Annotated in this window: 18 protein-coding genes; 16 read left to right on the top strand and 2 right to left on the bottom strand. The window is 39.8% G+C overall.

Features of this window, described 5'->3' with window-relative positions:
• Positions 1 to 55: 55 nt before the first annotated feature.
• From CQA63_RS02595 to CQA63_RS02645, 12 genes are all read left to right on the top strand, one after another.
• Entirely contained in the window at positions 56 to 1,243 is a 1,188-nt protein-coding gene (locus tag CQA63_RS02595) for a glycosyltransferase family 9 protein (protein WP_104700338.1), read from the top strand.
• On the top strand, positions 1,240 to 2,055 hold the full coding sequence (locus CQA63_RS02600) for a hypothetical protein (protein ID WP_115511819.1): 816 nt from the start codon (positions 1,240 to 1,242) through the stop codon (positions 2,053 to 2,055). The genes CQA63_RS02595 and CQA63_RS02600 overlap by 4 nt, the downstream gene beginning before the upstream one ends.
• 63 nt (positions 2,056 to 2,118) lie before the next feature.
• On the top strand, positions 2,119 to 2,307 hold the full coding sequence (locus tag CQA63_RS10170; RefSeq protein WP_244916262.1) for a hypothetical protein: 189 nt from the start codon (positions 2,119 to 2,121) through the stop codon (positions 2,305 to 2,307).
• Between the two features lie 61 nt (positions 2,308 to 2,368).
• Complete coding sequence (locus tag CQA63_RS02605; protein ID WP_244916263.1) at positions 2,369 to 3,145, top strand: hypothetical protein; 777 nt, start codon at positions 2,369 to 2,371, stop codon at positions 3,143 to 3,145.
• Positions 3,146 to 3,176: 31 nt separating this feature from the next.
• Entirely contained in the window at positions 3,177 to 3,629 is a 453-nt protein-coding gene (locus tag CQA63_RS02610) for a hypothetical protein (protein ID WP_115511820.1), read from the top strand.
• A complete protein-coding gene (locus CQA63_RS02615) occupies positions 3,592 to 4,203 on the top strand; it encodes an FkbM family methyltransferase (RefSeq protein ID WP_244916264.1) in 612 nt (203 codons plus the stop codon). Before CQA63_RS02610 ends, CQA63_RS02615 begins: the two co-directional genes overlap by 38 nt.
• The gene (locus CQA63_RS10045) at positions 4,193 to 4,567 is read left to right on the top strand and encodes a hypothetical protein (protein ID WP_199770678.1); all 375 of its coding nucleotides are present in this window, start codon (positions 4,193 to 4,195) and stop codon (positions 4,565 to 4,567) included. The genes CQA63_RS02615 and CQA63_RS10045 overlap by 11 nt, the downstream gene beginning before the upstream one ends.
• A 7-nt stretch (positions 4,568 to 4,574) precedes the next feature.
• Positions 4,575 to 5,105: a class I SAM-dependent methyltransferase gene (locus CQA63_RS02625; protein ID WP_104699381.1), complete on the top strand. Its 531-nt coding sequence runs from the start codon at positions 4,575 to 4,577 to the stop codon at positions 5,103 to 5,105.
• A 40-nt stretch (positions 5,106 to 5,145) separates the two neighbouring features.
• Positions 5,146 to 5,931: a hypothetical protein gene (locus tag CQA63_RS10175; RefSeq protein WP_233706549.1), complete on the top strand. Its 786-nt coding sequence runs from the start codon at positions 5,146 to 5,148 to the stop codon at positions 5,929 to 5,931.
• Between the two features lies 1 nt (position 5,932).
• Positions 5,933 to 6,937 (top strand): polysaccharide deacetylase family protein, encoded by a 1,005-nt coding sequence (locus CQA63_RS02635; protein ID WP_104699380.1) that lies wholly within the window; start codon positions 5,933 to 5,935, stop codon positions 6,935 to 6,937.
• A 32-nt stretch (positions 6,938 to 6,969) separates the two neighbouring features.
• Positions 6,970 to 7,791 carry a class I SAM-dependent methyltransferase gene (locus tag CQA63_RS02640; protein WP_233706548.1) on the top strand — a complete coding sequence of 274 codons (822 nt, stop codon included), beginning with the start codon at positions 6,970 to 6,972 and terminating at the stop codon, positions 7,789 to 7,791.
• Positions 7,792 to 7,821: 30 nt separating this feature from the next.
• Entirely contained in the window at positions 7,822 to 8,799 is a 978-nt protein-coding gene (locus CQA63_RS02645) for a class I SAM-dependent methyltransferase (protein ID WP_104699379.1), read from the top strand.
• Between the two features lie 239 nt (positions 8,800 to 9,038).
• Here the strand turns inward: CQA63_RS02645 and CQA63_RS02650 are convergent, their stop codons facing one another.
• Positions 9,039 to 9,833, bottom strand: a complete 795-nt coding sequence (locus tag CQA63_RS02650; protein ID WP_104699378.1) for a purine nucleoside phosphorylase YfiH/LACC1 family protein — start codon at positions 9,831 to 9,833, stop codon at positions 9,039 to 9,041.
• 105 nt (positions 9,834 to 9,938) lie between these two features.
• Here CQA63_RS02650 and nrfH point away from each other — a divergent pair, with 105 nt between their 5' ends.
• The 4 genes from nrfH (at position 9,939) to CQA63_RS02670 (ending at position 13,887) form a co-directional block, all read left to right on the top strand.
• Positions 9,939 to 10,463: a cytochrome c nitrite reductase small subunit gene (gene nrfH, locus CQA63_RS02655; RefSeq protein WP_199770677.1), complete on the top strand. Its 525-nt coding sequence runs from the start codon at positions 9,939 to 9,941 to the stop codon at positions 10,461 to 10,463.
• 28 nt (positions 10,464 to 10,491) lie between these two features.
• Positions 10,492 to 12,375: an ammonia-forming cytochrome c nitrite reductase subunit c552 gene (locus CQA63_RS02660; RefSeq protein ID WP_104699376.1), complete on the top strand. Its 1,884-nt coding sequence runs from the start codon at positions 10,492 to 10,494 to the stop codon at positions 12,373 to 12,375.
• A 79-nt stretch (positions 12,376 to 12,454) separates the two neighbouring features.
• Entirely contained in the window at positions 12,455 to 13,453 is a 999-nt protein-coding gene (locus CQA63_RS02665) for a hypothetical protein (RefSeq protein WP_104699375.1), read from the top strand.
• A gap of 20 nt (positions 13,454 to 13,473) precedes the next feature.
• Positions 13,474 to 13,887 (top strand): diacylglycerol kinase, encoded by a 414-nt coding sequence (locus tag CQA63_RS02670; RefSeq protein WP_104699374.1) that lies wholly within the window; start codon positions 13,474 to 13,476, stop codon positions 13,885 to 13,887.
• On the opposite strand, the gene CQA63_RS02675 is transcribed toward CQA63_RS02670, so the two are convergent.
• Positions 13,884 to 14,657, bottom strand: a complete 774-nt coding sequence (locus CQA63_RS02675; protein ID WP_199770676.1) for a M15 family metallopeptidase — start codon at positions 14,655 to 14,657, stop codon at positions 13,884 to 13,886. The genes CQA63_RS02670 and CQA63_RS02675 overlap by 4 nt on opposite strands.
• Between the last annotated feature and the right edge of the window lies 1 nt (position 14,658).

The following is a 14,658-nucleotide window of genomic DNA, read 5'->3' on the forward strand; positions in this document are numbered from 1 at the left end:
CCCTAAGCCCCGTATTTACGCCCCTTAAAGCCCATAATATCACTTTGGGGGCGGCATGAAGTATGCCCCTTTAAGGCTATACAAAGCCCTAAAAGCCCTCTTAAGTACAAGCTATCAATGCGCGCTCAAGTGTTTAAGCTACCTTTTTAAGCCCGCTCCCTCCCCTCAAAGCATAGCCATTTTACGCAATGATGCCATTGGCGATTATTTGCTATTTCGTAACTTCCTAGCCCAAATCAAACAATCCTACCCCAACTATCATCTTACATTTATAGCCAATATAAGCTATGCCGACCTTAGCTATGCCCTTGATAGCAAGGTCGTAGATGAATTTATCTTCCTTAGCCCTGCAAAATTTATGGGAAATATCTTGTATGCCCTAAAAATGCTAAAAATATTGCGCTCTAAGGAATATGCAATGTTACTTAACCCCATTCACTCCAGAGATAAATGTAATATCTTGCTCTCTTGCCTTATATGTGCAAAACAAAAGTTCGCCCCGCAAGGCGATAGCATTAATCTCCCCTTAAAGCTTAAAATCAAAAATGATAGCATCTACACCCGCCTTTTCCCCTCTAGCAAGCGTGTGATGTTTGAATTTTATAGAAATGAAGAGTTTTTTAGCCAATTTTTAGCTAAAAAGCTGCACACAAAGCTTTATATTGACCCCACCCTTTTAGACTATAGCCTAACAGAATCTATCAAGCCCCCATATATAGTGCTTTTCATAGGAGCGAGTGCGGAATATAGAAAGTGGAGCATAGAGCATTTTGCTAAAGTGGGCATATACGTAGCCAAGCACTATCAATATAATATTGCACTTTGTGGCGGGAGTGAAGACAAAGAAGCGGGTTTGAAGTTGCAGACTTTACTTGAATCTGCCCTCACACACAATGAGCCAAAAATCCATAATTTCATAGGCTTAAGTAGCCTTAATCAACTTGGGGGAATCGTGTATAATGGCAACTTGCTTGTCTCAAATGAGACAAGCGCTGCACATCTTGGGAGCATATTAGACACGGCGATAACTATCGCCGTGTCTAATGGCAACCACCTAGGGCGGTTTATCCCTTATCCTAAAAGTCTAAGGGATAAGCCCCGCCCGGTGCTTCACCACTTCATACGCGACAATCCCGACCTTTATGAAGAGCTAAGCAACACCTTTGCCTATAAAAGTGAGCTTGATATAAACCAAATCACTCCACAAGAAGTGATAGATACGATAGCAAAGGCGCTTTTATGAGCTCTTATCAAACTGCATTGGCAAATACCATATCTTGCTTGAGTTGGCATATCTTTACCTCACAAGTGAGGCTCACTAGAAAATCCGCCACTTTGTCATGTCTAGAGCGTAGCGAAGAATCTCTAAAGGAATCACCAGTGACTCCGTTATTTTGTCATTCTGAGGGAGCACGAAGTGCGACCGAAGAATCTCTTTCAAACCTACTAGAAAGCCCACAGAGATTCTTCGGGGCTGAAGCCCCTCAGAATGACAACAAGTCCAACCCGCAAGATAAAATTACCTTGCAAAGGAAGTTAGTTTGTCATTCTGAGGAAAGGCGTAGCCTGACCGAAGAATTGCTATTATCTACTAAAGACTCCTTAAACGAATCACTAGAAAGGCAGTTACTTTGCCATTCTAAGCATTGCGAAGAAACTCCACCCGAATCACCAGTGACTCCGTTATTTTGTCATTCTGAGGGCGGGCGTAGCCCAACCGAAGAATCTCTAAAGGAATCACTAGAGACTCAAAAAGAGATTCTTCACCCCCTAGCGGGGGTTCAGAATGACAAAATAATTTCCCTTGCGGGTAGCCAAGTTTGTCATTCTAAGCATTGCGAAGAATCTCTACCCGAATCACTAGTCGCTAAAAGAGATTCTTCGCTTGATTCTCAAGCTCAGAATGACAAACTAACGACATTTACTAGAAATCCAAAAAGCAATGATTCACAAAAAGCCCGCAGAGATTCTTCGGTCGTTTCACTCCCTCAGAATGACAAACTTGGCTACCCGCAAGGGAAACCCACACATAATAAACACCTACAAGAGAAATGAGTTTGTCATTCCAAAGGGGCAAGCCCCACAAGGGCAAAAATTACAACACAAAAGGAGCATTCCATGATAAAAGCAAAAATAAAGGCAAAACTTGCACACTACCCTAAAAAGTTTCTTTCTCAATTAAAGTCGTATTTCACAAATGAGCTAAACACAAAGCTTGATAGCCTCATTATGATTCACGCTCAAACCCTAAGTCTTCAGCATTTAGAGCACTATAAGCAAAGAGTAACGGGGGGGGGGGCAGAATGAAAGTTATTCCCATAAATACACTACAGATCAAGTTTCCACAAATCAAAAGGTGGATATAAATATGTTTGAATTTTCTGCATATTCACAAAATGGCGAAGATGGAATTATTGACTTTTTGATTGAAGTCTTAGGGCTAGATACTCATAAAAGTGGCTATCCGCGGGCTTTTATTGAATTTGGCGTGCAAGATTATAGGGAATCTAACACCCGCTATTTGCTAAAAAGGAGGCATTTTCAAGGTTTGGTGCTTGACTCTTCGCCAAAGTATATTCAGGCAATACGTGATGATTCTCTCTTTTGGCAATATGACCTAGAGGCAAAGCAAGCCTTTATCACTAAAGAGAATATAAATCCCCTTATACAAGAATGGCTAGATTCACGAGGTTTAGAGAATGTCGCGCTTTTGAGTATCGATATTGATGGGGTTGATTATTATGTATGGGAGGCGATTACTTGCATTAGCCCAGCTATTGTGGTTATCGAATATAACGCCCTTTTAGAGGGAGCTACAAGCGTGCCTTATGATGAAAAGTTTGAGAGATTTAAGGCTCATTTTAGTGGTTTGTATTTTGGAGCAAGTTTAAACGCTCTAAGAGCGCTTGGGCATAAAAAGGGCTATTGCTTTGTGGGGGTAGATAGAAGCGGGAGTAATGCGTTTTTTGTCTCTTCTTCCTTGCAAGAAAAGCTCTCACACATACACAGCTTTGCCCCAAATGACCCATATAGCCCGCCTGTGCATCATACCCGCCAAGCAAGGGATAAAAATGGGAATCTTAGCTTTACACATGGGGTAAATCGCTCAAAGCTTATTGCACATCTCCCTTTGTGCAAAGTATAATCTCACCCAAATATCACACTAAAGGAGTACAATGAAATTACTAGCACTTTTAATTTATAAGGCTTACCTTCAGTCCCATTCGAAGCTTCTCTGCAAAATGCTTCTTTTCATACGCAAGATAATGCTTAAAATAAGCGACCCTATTATTGATATAGCTTATCGGGGGTTTTACTTTGCTATGCCCTTTTCGCATAGTATTTTTATAAACCAAAAGCTCTACCCTAGCTATGATATGCAATTAAAGGGCATTGCAAGCTATATTTCAAGCAAATATCCAAAGCCCGGAATCATTGATGTAGGTGCTAATATTGGCGATACAATGGCATTTTGCGCTTGTGGGAATGCAACATATTGGCTATTTGAGGGCGAAAAAAGTTATGCAAAGCTTATCCCGCTAAATATCAAGCGCAATTTTGCTAAAAAAGCAACGGGGGGGGGGGCAGAGTATGAATATGCGCAGCCTATCCGCACAGAGCTTATCTGAGCAGGGCTTAAGCACACACGCAGATTTGCCACAATATAAGCTCTATGAGTGTTTCTTGGGCGATAGTGAGAATGAAACAAATTTGTATATAGAAAAGCAAGATGGCAGCTCGAAATTAAAACATAGCAACAATGCTAACAATACTCATAAAATTTGCACGCTTGATAGCCTTATGCAAAATTCTCACTTTATCCCACATTTTATTAAAATTGACACAGATGGCTTTGATTTTAAAGTGCTTCGGGGAGCTAAAGAGACCCTAAAGGCACATAAAAGCGCGCTTTTTTTTGAATGGGATCAATTCCATTTACGCCCCCTTGGGGAAGACCCACTCTCTATTTTTAGCTATCTTTATGAGCTTGGTTACAAAGAATGCCTTATTTTTGATAATTTTGGCAGGATTTTATGCCAGATTCAAAGCAATGATCGCACAAACCTAGCCCTGCTTATGGACTATACGCTTATCTCAAAGCAACATATTTGTTATTATGATGTGCTTACTTTCCATAGTCTTAGCGGGCTTTGTGTGAAAGAATATTTAGCCTTTATCCAAAGGAGTGAAAATGCTATGTAAAATTTGTAATGCAAAGACAGAATTTGCCTTTGAAGGAGGAGTACTGAAAAGCTTTAAAGTGAAGTTTTTTAAATGTTTTGCTTGCGGGTTTTTAAGCCCCAGTGAAGTACATTGGCTACATCTTGCCTATAGTGAAGCCATAAATAGAAGTGATACGGGCATTGTAGCGCGTAATTTGTATTTGTATAAAATCGTGCTAAATATCGCATACCTGCTTTTTGACTTTGGCAAACGCCCTTTAATTGCGCCTCTAAACACCCCATCTAACACATCTCTAAAGGGATTCTTAAATACCTTCAAAGCCCCCAAAACTAAGAAATTAGGCAAAGAGCAAACAGGGGGGGGGGCAGAACAAAGATTATGATAAAAGCTTGCTTGATTTTGGTGGCGGAAGTGGGCTGCTTGTGCGCTTGCTTCGCGATAATGGTATAGATGCCTATTGGAGTGATAGATATTGCCAAAATCTCTTTGCAAGGGGATTTGAATATGAAAATGCTTTGAATCTTAACTTAGGGCTTGCTACTTGTTTTGAAGTCTTTGAGCATTTGCTAGAGCCTAAAGCGAGCATTAATGAAATGCTACAAATCTGCCCGAACTTACTCTTCTCTACCGAGCTACTCCCCTCCCCTATCCCAAAGCATAGCGGGAAAGATCTTTGGTGGTATTATGGTTTCTCCCATGGGCAGCATATTAGCTTTTATGAGCGAAAAACCTTAGCATACATCGCTAAAGTGCATAATCTGCATTTTAACTCTTATGCCAATTTACATCTTTTCTCCCAAAAGCCTATAAATCCTTTTGTTTTTAAGTGGATTATCAAACTTAGCCACAAAGGCTTATACACGTTGTGCAAAAGGCAATTTAGGAGCAAAACACAAAGTGATAATCAAGCTTTGCAATGAGTTATGCTACAATGCCACCCATAACTCTAAAGGTGGCACATTGGAATATCTACTTTATATACTCAAATTATGTTACAGAATCTTAAGGGCACTTAAAAGAAAAATAAGCCAGATATTTAAGCGCACATTCAACCCGCCCAAATGGCATAATATGCGCACCCTTAAGCCTATCTCAAATGTATTTGGCTTTGATAGAGGCACGCCTATAGATAGAATCTACACCGATGACTTTTTAAATAAAAATGCGCATTTTATACGTGGCAGAGTGTGTGAAATCGCTGAAAACACCTACACAAAGAGATTTGGCACACAAGTAGAAAAAAGCGAAATTTTGCATTTTAATGCTGATAACCCAAATGCTACGATCATTGGAGACTTGACACAGCACGCTAACTTGCCTCACAATATCTTAGATTGCTTTATTTGCACGGTTACACTCAATTTTATTTATGATTACAAGGCTGCCATTAAGGGAATCTACCTTATGCTAAAAGAGAATGCAATTAACGGGGGGGGGGGATATGAAAACCCTAGCGTGGCTTTAGTGAGTGTGGCGGGCTTAGTGCAGGTTTCACAATATGATTATGAACGTTGGGGAGATTATTGGCGTTTTACAGATATGGGGATTAAAAGGGATTTTGAAGAGGTATTTGGAGTGGGTAATGTGGAAGTAATAACCTATGGGAATGTCTTGAGTGCGATAGCTGAACTCCAAGGCATAGCCGCAGAGGAGTTAAGTGAAAAAGAGCTTTTTACCCATGATAAAGCCTATCCTGTGCTCATCTGCATAGTTGCCAAAAAATTTGCTAAAAAATGTGAGGACTAATATGCGCCCTGCTTTTATCTCTACATATATTCATAAACTCTCTGCCCTAAAATGTGTGCAGAATTTCTTTAAAGGCAGCGGTGTAATCCTTATGCTTCATCGTATAGCACCTTTTGAAGCAAAGCTCTCCCCGAATGAGAATATGAAAGTTAGCCCTGAATTTTTAGAAAATTTTATAGTGGATTGCTTGGATGGGGGCTATCACTTCATTAGCCTTGATGAGCTTATTTTCGGGCTTTTGCATAAAAATTTGCCTAAATATTTTATCTGTATAAGTATTGATGATGGCTATAAAGATAATCTCACTTATGGCTATCCCATTTTTGCTAAATATGACATTCCATTTTGTATTTATGTCTGCACCTCTTTTCCAGAATCTAGCCATAATATGTGGTGGTTTGCCCTTGAGGACTATCTCTTAGCCCATGATAGCATTACCTTGGATGGGCAAACTTATAATATCGCTACGCGCGCACTTAAAGAAAATATGTTTCTCACCTTGCGCAATGAAATTATCCAAAAAGCCCAAAGCTATCAAAGTGGCACTGACATTTTAGAAAGTTTTGGCATTACTTATGATACAAGCACTTATAATCACCTAGCCCTAAGTTGGGAGGATATTTGCTTTTTAGATAATGTGCTGGGGGGGGGGCAGAAGAAGCTTTGCACAATCGGAGCTCACACCCATTCCCACCCTATTTTTAACCACCTAAGCCCTGAAGATATTGCCAAAGATATACACATATCTCAAGAGCTTTTTGTCAAACACTTGGGCTATGCGCCTAAACACTTTGCCTATCCCTTTGGTGGGAGGGTTGAAGTGGATGCCTCATATTTTGCATTAATAAAAGAGCTTGGATTCCTTAGTGCGACAACCACGCGACATGGCTGCATTTACCCCGCTCATAAAAAAGCCTTGCACGCATTGCCTCGTGTGTTTTTTGGGCAAGATTTTATGCTAGAATCTGCCTTTAGAGTCCGCAAAAAGCGCATAGTAACCGCTTGAAATACATAAGACTACTTAAAAAAGGGAGCAATATGAATATTGACTTAACAGGCTTGCAAGAAGATGAGAGAAAAGCCCTTGAAGACTTACTTGCAAAGCAAAATCCACATATACAAGATGATTTAGAGCAGATATGGTATTTGCTTGATTTAGTTTGGGATGAGCTTGGCTGTGATAATAAAACACTCAATTGGGATAAAATAGCTACATTTTATGCCCACCCTGTGTGGGCTCTTAATGGCTTATTTATAGAATCTCACGCCCTCTCCCTCTTCATACGCAAAGCCATAGCTCACTACATAGCAGCACAAGGCTTTAAGAAGATCTGCGATTATGGCGGAGGATTTGGAAGTTTAGCTAAAGAAATAGCCAAACTCTGCCCAGAGGCACAAATTGATATTTATGAGCCTTTCCCCAGCGAATATGGGAAGCAATGCATAGAACACTATAGTAACATTACCTTTGTCTCAAGCCTCAAAGCAGAGCACTATGACTGCCTGCTATCAACTGATGTATTAGAGCATGTAGATTCTGTCCTTGATACTTTTGAATCTATGCTATCTGCCCTTAAAGTCGGCGGATGTGCCCTCATAGGCAATTGCTTCTATCCTGTGATTAAATGCCACTTGCCTAAGCATTTCCACTACCGCTATAGCTTTAAGTATATCGCTCAAATGATGGGTGTGAGATATAAGGGAGTGATAGAGGGCACAGAATATGTACAAATCTATAGTAAATATAAAAACGCCCGGGTGAATCTTGGGCTACAATTAGCGGGGGGGGGGGAGCAGATGTATATATGTGGCTCTATGCTTCCTAAAACCTCTAATCAAACCTCTATACAAAGCGCTTAAATCACTCAAATCCCAAATAAAGGAACACACATGAATTGCATACTTTGCCATAGTCCTAACACCACCATCACTCAAAAATGTAAAAAAGAAGACCTCCAAGCCCTATATAAGCGCTCCTTTGGAGTTGATATAAGCCATATTGTGCAAAGCGATATAATCTATCACACTTGCTTAGATTGTGATTTAAAATTTTTCACCTGCGAAGATGGCTCTATTCCCACAGGAGACAATAATTTCTATAATGCCCTAAATACGCTTGATTGGTATTACTTCGCACAAAAGCATGAATATGCCTATGCGCAAAATTTCATCGCCCCCAATGCACGCGTGCTTGAAGTGGGCTGTGGGAGGGCTGCATTTGCACAATATTTACCAGAGGGCGCAAAGGAGCATTATGTAGGGCTAGAGCTTAGCACAGGAGCAAAAGATATGGCGCAAAAGGCGGGCATTTGCATTGAAAATGTAACCATAGAATCTTATGCCAAAGCCCTAAAAGACCCTAAAAATAATGGGTTTGACGTCGCCTGTAGCTTCCAAGTCTTAGAGCACGTAAATAACCCCCATAGCTTTATCCAATCCCAGATTCACTGCTTAAGATGGCAAAATTTTAACGGGGGGGGGGAAGAACATAATCCCTTGCTAATCATCGCTGTACCGAGTGAAGATAGCTTTATTCAATATTGTGTCAATGGTATTTTAAATATGCCCCCACATCATATATCTCGCTTTAGTGATACTACATTGCGACACATCGCTAGAATTTTTAATCTCAAACTTCTCTCTATCTACCACGAACCTATCCAAAAAGAGCATATTGACTTCTATAAAGCCACTATGTGGGCAAAAGCCCTCCACCCACATCTCCGCCAAACCCCACTTGTAGATAGAGGAATTATGCGAAAGGTTATTAATAAACTCGGCATATTAGGCAAGCATTTTGTGAAGATTCCACCAAATGCTTATGGACACACAGCGGTAGCTATCTATACGCTTAAAGAATCGCTATAGCCTTTATGTTTTGCAACATAAAGTAAGGAGTTATAAACAACCCCATTAGAATTGCTAAGGACTCCGCCATTTTGTCATATCTTAACCGCAGGCGAAGCATTGCTTTTGAGCCCTAGTGATTCTTGCAGAGATGTTTCGGGCTGTGTCCTCAAGAATGACAAACCTAGCCACCTGCAAGGAAAACCCACACACAATAAACACTTACAAGGGAAATTGGTTTGTCAGCTCTTAGGGAACTTTTACAAAAGCATAGCAAGTAGCCCAAAACGTCCTGTGTGTTTCTCCCTCCTATATGAGTATAATCGCTCATCACAGCATGAACAATATGGACTTATCTCCATTTGCTCCAAACCTAATGCCTTGCATTGCTCTTGCAAGCAATAAATTAAATCAAGCTTATTGCCCTTCATACCCTCTGCCCCAAAGCCAAGTTTTACAAATTCTTCCCTCACTTCCTCTCCCACTTCATAGCAACATGAACGAATAGAAGCCCCTATATAAAGCAGGCAATCTTTAGCTTGTGTGCCATAAAGCATGTGCATTTTTTCAAACACTTTTGCCACTATGCCATTAAATACCCCCCTGCGCCCGGCATGTATAAGTGCCATGGCAGCATTTTTAGAATCATAAAGCAAGATAGGATTACAATCTGCCACGACAACAAGGCAGATTCTATAGGGAAGATGAGTGATAATCACATCACCTTTACCCAAATATCCCGGATTTTGCGGCAGATTTGGCAGTTTGTGCTGAGATTCCAAAACCTCATCAAGAAGGAGACTTTGCGTGCTATGGGTTTGATGAAGATAATAAAGTGGTGTGTGCAATGCTTGTGTTATACCAAATGTATTATAGAATCTCTGCCTTACTTGCTTGTGATTATGCTCTACAGACTTTTTATCATCACCTATATGAAAGCTAAGATTCAATGTAGCAAACGCCTCTTGACTTACCCCACCAAAACGATGAGTAAGCCCAAAGCATATTTTATGCCCCCTAAATAGCGGACTTTCACAACTTGTATGTAAAAACATAATTTTCCTTTTTATAAGTATTTTTGATAGAAGTTAAATCATTTTCATAGTGATAATAGTAACATTCTAGGGAGTGTTTTTAGGAATTTCACTCGCCAAACACAAATGAAGGAGGGCTTATTGAGAAAGGGTATCAAGCAAAAGTCATTCTCTCTCATATCAAGCATTTTTCTCATTCTTCTACTGGTTATCATCATTCTAGCATGTTATACATTCTACAATGCAAAGGGGGTATCCTACCTCAGTAATAACCCAGAAGCATGTAATAATTGCCATATTATGAATGAGGTTTTTAATGACTACCTTAGTGCTCCGCACTCGCATAAAACCGCAGGAGAGCCAAGAGCTACTTGTAATGACTGCCATTTACCGCATGATTTTGTCTCTAAATGGATTGCCAAAGCCCAAACAGGCGTAGGACATGCCTATGCCTTTACTTTTAAGCTTGATAGCTTGCCTGTAAATCTCAGCGCGAATGAAACAAGCAAAAAATGGGTACAAAACAATTGTGTGCGTTGCCATGCTGAATATGCTCAAAATGCTATCAATCCCACAACCACACCCGGTCATAACAATGCTTTAAGCTGTGTCTCATGCCATGAAAGCGTAGGACATAAAAGAGGATTTTAATTACCAATTACTTTAAGGAGGAAAAGAAATGCAGAAAAAAAGAGGAATGCTGCCTATATTAATCGTTGTGGCTATTGTGGTAATTATTGGGCTTTTGTGGCTTAATAAAGATATTTCAGACAAACAAGCAGGCAATACAGGAGTGATTTCAAAACAACTTGTAGAGCTCACTGATGAAAATCCAACTTTTGACTTTTGGGGTAAAAACTTCCCAGAATACCTTGATATGTATCTTAAGGTAGAAACAGAGACACCAAGATATACAAATTTTGGGGGGAATCTCGCCTACTCAAAGCTTATCCGCTACCCGCAACTCACCATTCTCTGGGCTGGCTATCCATTTAGCCTTGATGCAAATGAAGAGAGGGGGCATTTTTGGATACAAGTAGATCAAATGGAAACCGCGCGCAATAACAAGGACTTCCTTAATGCACATGGATTTGCTAAATTTGGCGGGCAGCCCGCAGCGTGTATGAATTGCCATAGTGGCTGGACGCCTTGGCTTATCAAAAATGTAGCAAATGGGGATTTTGCAGTATTTAATAGCACAAAATATTGGACTATGATTAAAAATGTCCCCACACGCAATGGCATACAAGAAGGTTCAGAAGAACATGGCGGACCTCATGGGGGCAAAAGAATGGGCGTAACCTGTGCGGACTGCCATAATCCAGATGATATGAGTCTTAGAATAGTCCGTCCCGCACTTATTAATGCTCTTGTAGATAGAGGCTATCAAAAAGATGCAACACAAGGCATTAAAGCCGATAGAAAAGAAATGCGAACTCTTGTGTGCGCACAATGCCATGTGGAATACTACTTCAAGCCCACAGGGGAGAAAGTGAAAGTCATGGGGGAATCAATTGCCACTGATACAAGCAAAAAATGGTGGAATGGCACACAAAAAACTTATGATGAATATGAGCATTGGAGAGATGGCAATAAGGCTACTGAAATTGAAGTTGATGGCATTAATCTCACATTCCCATGGAGTGCGTGGGGAAAAGATGAGCCATTTAGAATTGAAATGTTTGATGCTCACTATGACGCAGTGCGCCCGATATTCAAAGAAGACTGGACTCATAAAGAAACCAAAGCCCCTATGATTAAGATTCAACACCCTGAATATGAAATGTTTAGCGGGGGCGTGCATGCAGCAAATGGTGTAAGCTGTGCGGACTGCCATATGCCTTATATCAAAGGCGCAGGTGGGAAGAAAATTACACAACACAATATCACTTCACCGCTTTTTGATATAAATGCGGCGTGTAAAACATGCCATACGCAATCAGAAGAATATCTCAAAAACCAAATTGCAGATATTCAAAAATCCGTAGCATTTGATTTAAGAAGTGCAGAATATGCGACTGTTAGCCTTATTTTTGACATTAAAAAGCTAAGAGAAGAGCTTGGCAAACTCCCAAAATATCAAAGCAATGGCAAGCCAGATGATGCAAAAATCTCACTTGCCCTAGAAGAGCCCTTAGAGCTTCATCGCCGCGGGCAAATGAGAGGGGATTTCGTAGGGGCGGAGAATTCAACAGGATTCCATAATCCACGCGAAGCAAGCCGTATGCTCCTACAAGCTGTAGAAATGGCAAGAATGGGGCAAACAAAGCTTGTAGAAATGGCAAGAATGGGGCAAACAAAGCTTGTAGAAATTGCCAATGCAAATGGCATAAAAAACTTTAAAACCTCTAATCTTGGATTTGAAGAAATTCAAAAGTTCAATCCGGGTGAAATTGTGTATAAAATTGATCTCAATGGACATACCGCTGGTGAGCGCTACTACAAAGATAGAAATGTAAATGGCGAAGCACCAAAAGAGCTTTTAGAGCTTGATAAACACACTAAACCTTATAATTTCAATGTCATTGATAAGGTTTCCACAAAGGCTACAAGTATAAAATAGCCCTCCACCCCTTTAAGGGGTGCCTCTTTACGATACTATGCTATAATCTCCCGCTTTTATCATATTTCAAAGGAACACTATGGGTAAAAAACTAGTCAGCATTATATTAGGGGTTGGGGCAATTATTGCTATAGCTTTAGCGATTATGTATGCTATTAAAATCTCAAAGGTCAAAATGCAAATGGAGCAAACGCTCAATCAAAAAATGGAACAATTTGCCAAAGATTTTACTTTTATCCAATCATTTGAGCCATTTACATGTAGCGGTTTAATGAGTGTAGGATGCTATAGCAAGAGTATGCTTATAGGCGATGAGCTAACGCAATTTAACTTGCATGATGTGGGCATAGATATTAACTCCATCACTCAACACTCACTTAAAATAGCCCTTAATGTTCATAAAATAGAGCCAGAGGTGAATGAGCAAACACAAGAAGAATTGGATAAAGTTACCCTCTCATTTCTCCCTAGCAAAGTTCAATGCAAAGTCGCACTCCACACGCAAGGAGAAAAGCTTGATGAAAACATCGCATGCAATATCCTAGCCCATAATGCCAAATATGAAATAAGTGGCGGGAGTGCTTTCTTGCATGAAAAGTTCAAAGAGCAAAATATTAAAGAAATTTTAGAAGATTTCTATCTCAAAATGCTTTTAGATGATGAGCTAGATAATGGCTATTTGGGCTACAAAGATGTGAAATATTCACTCAAGGACTTTAAGCTTACCACGCAAGATAAAGGCTTTAGCAAGGATATATATACATATTATAAATTACAAAACTACCCTGATGATATACCCGCTGCGACCATCAAAGAGGGCTTTGAACAATTTGCTACCAATACAAAGCAATTATTCCTTATCGGTGCGCAACTCACACTAGGAGATGTGTATAAAGATGAGCTTATGCAATTTGGGAATGCTTTAGAATCTTTTCTCTTAGGTAAAACTCATAATTTGGGCTTAAATATAAAACGCAAAAATGATAAAGAAATATTCATAGTCCTTGATGATTTTTTAACTAACCCCGAGCTTAAGACTTTTGCCCAAAATTATGACCTTGAAGTGCTCTCCCACTAAGACATACACTAGGAGATACTATGCAAAATAACAGAGCCTCACAACCAGAACGTAATGACAAAAAGGGTAAAAAAGGTTTTAAAAGGGTCTATAATGCGTTTTTCTTCTCTCTAAGTGGCATTAAGGCAGCATGGCAAGAGGAGGAAGCATTTAGGCAGATTCTGATTATTGGCACTCTGCTTAGTTTTCTTGCATTCTTTATCGCGCAAAGTTGGCAGGAGCTTGTCTTGCTTATTTTGCCTTGCGTGATATGCACTCTTGCAGAGCTTATTAACTCCGCGATTGAAAATGCCATTGATTTTACTAGCCTTGAAATCCACCCGCTTGCTAAAAAAGCAAAAGATATGGGAAGTGCAGTGCAGCTTATATCTTGTATTTTTGCAGTTTTTGTATGGGGAAGTTATCTTATTACACGTTTTGTTTTGAATGCTTAATGAAACTGCCATATATTTTTAGCATAGCAGATAATCTCTGGGCGGTATTCAAAGTGCATCGTATCATAATGCCACCACCGCCCACCCCATATAAAGCCCTCTTCTTCAAAAGCATGGACAATCTCTAGGGGGATTTGATTCTCATACTGATATTGGCTATGCTCCTTTTTATCCCATAACCAATATTTTGAAAATTGCGTATTAATATCAAGGGCTATGCCAAAGCTATGAGGGCTAAGATTTGGTGAATCTGCGATATTACGCCAATAAAAGGCATCTTGATTACTCAAAAATTGCGAATATAGCTCAGCAGAGGCAGAGAGCTTTTGCATAACGCGCTCAAATGCTTTATCTGCATTATTTGCACTTGTTACTACAATAAAACTCTCATCAAAAAATTGTTTAAACCATGGAATCTTCACCAAATGCTCTTTTACTGCATTTTCATCACTTCCATAAATTGCCTTATAAAACCCCAAATGTCGTATCCGTGATGTATCTTCATCGCGATTAAGGACTTTCCCACTTAAAGGATAAGGGTAGCTAAAGGCATCTTTCATATCTGGGTGAAGTAACATCTCATCATAATCTTTATTTAAACCATCATCCCAAATAAAACTATGCCCATCTTGGAGTATAACCTGATTATCAACTATTTTTTCCACTTGTGGATAGTAACGCTTGAGGCATTCTTGGGCTAGGGTGTCAAAAATCTCATGAGAGTAAAGATATATACACAGCACATATAAACATATTAATACTTTTTTCATT

The sequence above is a fragment of the Helicobacter marmotae genome, assembly GCF_003364255.1.
GTDB classification, from domain to species: domain Bacteria; phylum Campylobacterota; class Campylobacteria; order Campylobacterales; family Helicobacteraceae; genus Helicobacter_C; species Helicobacter_C marmotae.

Excerpts from the sequence above, each read along its gene's own strand:
- CQA63_RS02595 (WP_104700338.1), top strand. The coding sequence starts at position 56 with ATGAAGTATGCCCCTTTAAGGCTATACAAAGCCCTAAAAGCCCTCTTA.
- CQA63_RS02600 (WP_115511819.1), top strand. The coding sequence starts at position 1,240 with ATGAGCTCTTATCAAACTGCATTGGCAAATACCATATCTTGCTTGAGT.
- CQA63_RS10170 (WP_244916262.1), top strand. The coding sequence starts at position 2,119 with ATGATAAAAGCAAAAATAAAGGCAAAACTTGCACACTACCCTAAAAAG.
- CQA63_RS02605 (WP_244916263.1), top strand. The coding sequence starts at position 2,369 with ATGTTTGAATTTTCTGCATATTCACAAAATGGCGAAGATGGAATTATT.
- CQA63_RS02610 (WP_115511820.1), top strand. The coding sequence starts at position 3,177 with ATGAAATTACTAGCACTTTTAATTTATAAGGCTTACCTTCAGTCCCAT.
- CQA63_RS02615 (WP_244916264.1), top strand. The coding sequence starts at position 3,592 with ATGAATATGCGCAGCCTATCCGCACAGAGCTTATCTGAGCAGGGCTTA.
- CQA63_RS10045 (WP_199770678.1), top strand. The coding sequence starts at position 4,193 with ATGCTATGTAAAATTTGTAATGCAAAGACAGAATTTGCCTTTGAAGGA.
- CQA63_RS02635 (WP_104699380.1), top strand. The coding sequence starts at position 5,933 with ATGCGCCCTGCTTTTATCTCTACATATATTCATAAACTCTCTGCCCTA.
- CQA63_RS02640 (WP_233706548.1), top strand. The coding sequence starts at position 6,970 with ATGAATATTGACTTAACAGGCTTGCAAGAAGATGAGAGAAAAGCCCTT.
- CQA63_RS02645 (WP_104699379.1), top strand. The coding sequence starts at position 7,822 with ATGAATTGCATACTTTGCCATAGTCCTAACACCACCATCACTCAAAAA.
- CQA63_RS02650 (WP_104699378.1), bottom strand. The coding sequence starts at position 9,833 with ATGTTTTTACATACAAGTTGTGAAAGTCCGCTATTTAGGGGGCATAAA.
- nrfH (WP_199770677.1), top strand. The coding sequence starts at position 9,939 with ATGAAGGAGGGCTTATTGAGAAAGGGTATCAAGCAAAAGTCATTCTCT.
- CQA63_RS02660 (WP_104699376.1), top strand. The coding sequence starts at position 10,492 with ATGCAGAAAAAAAGAGGAATGCTGCCTATATTAATCGTTGTGGCTATT.
- CQA63_RS02665 (WP_104699375.1), top strand. The coding sequence starts at position 12,455 with ATGGGTAAAAAACTAGTCAGCATTATATTAGGGGTTGGGGCAATTATT.
- CQA63_RS02670 (WP_104699374.1), top strand. The coding sequence starts at position 13,474 with ATGCAAAATAACAGAGCCTCACAACCAGAACGTAATGACAAAAAGGGT.
- CQA63_RS02675 (WP_199770676.1), bottom strand. The coding sequence starts at position 14,657 with ATGAAAAAAGTATTAATATGTTTATATGTGCTGTGTATATATCTTTAC.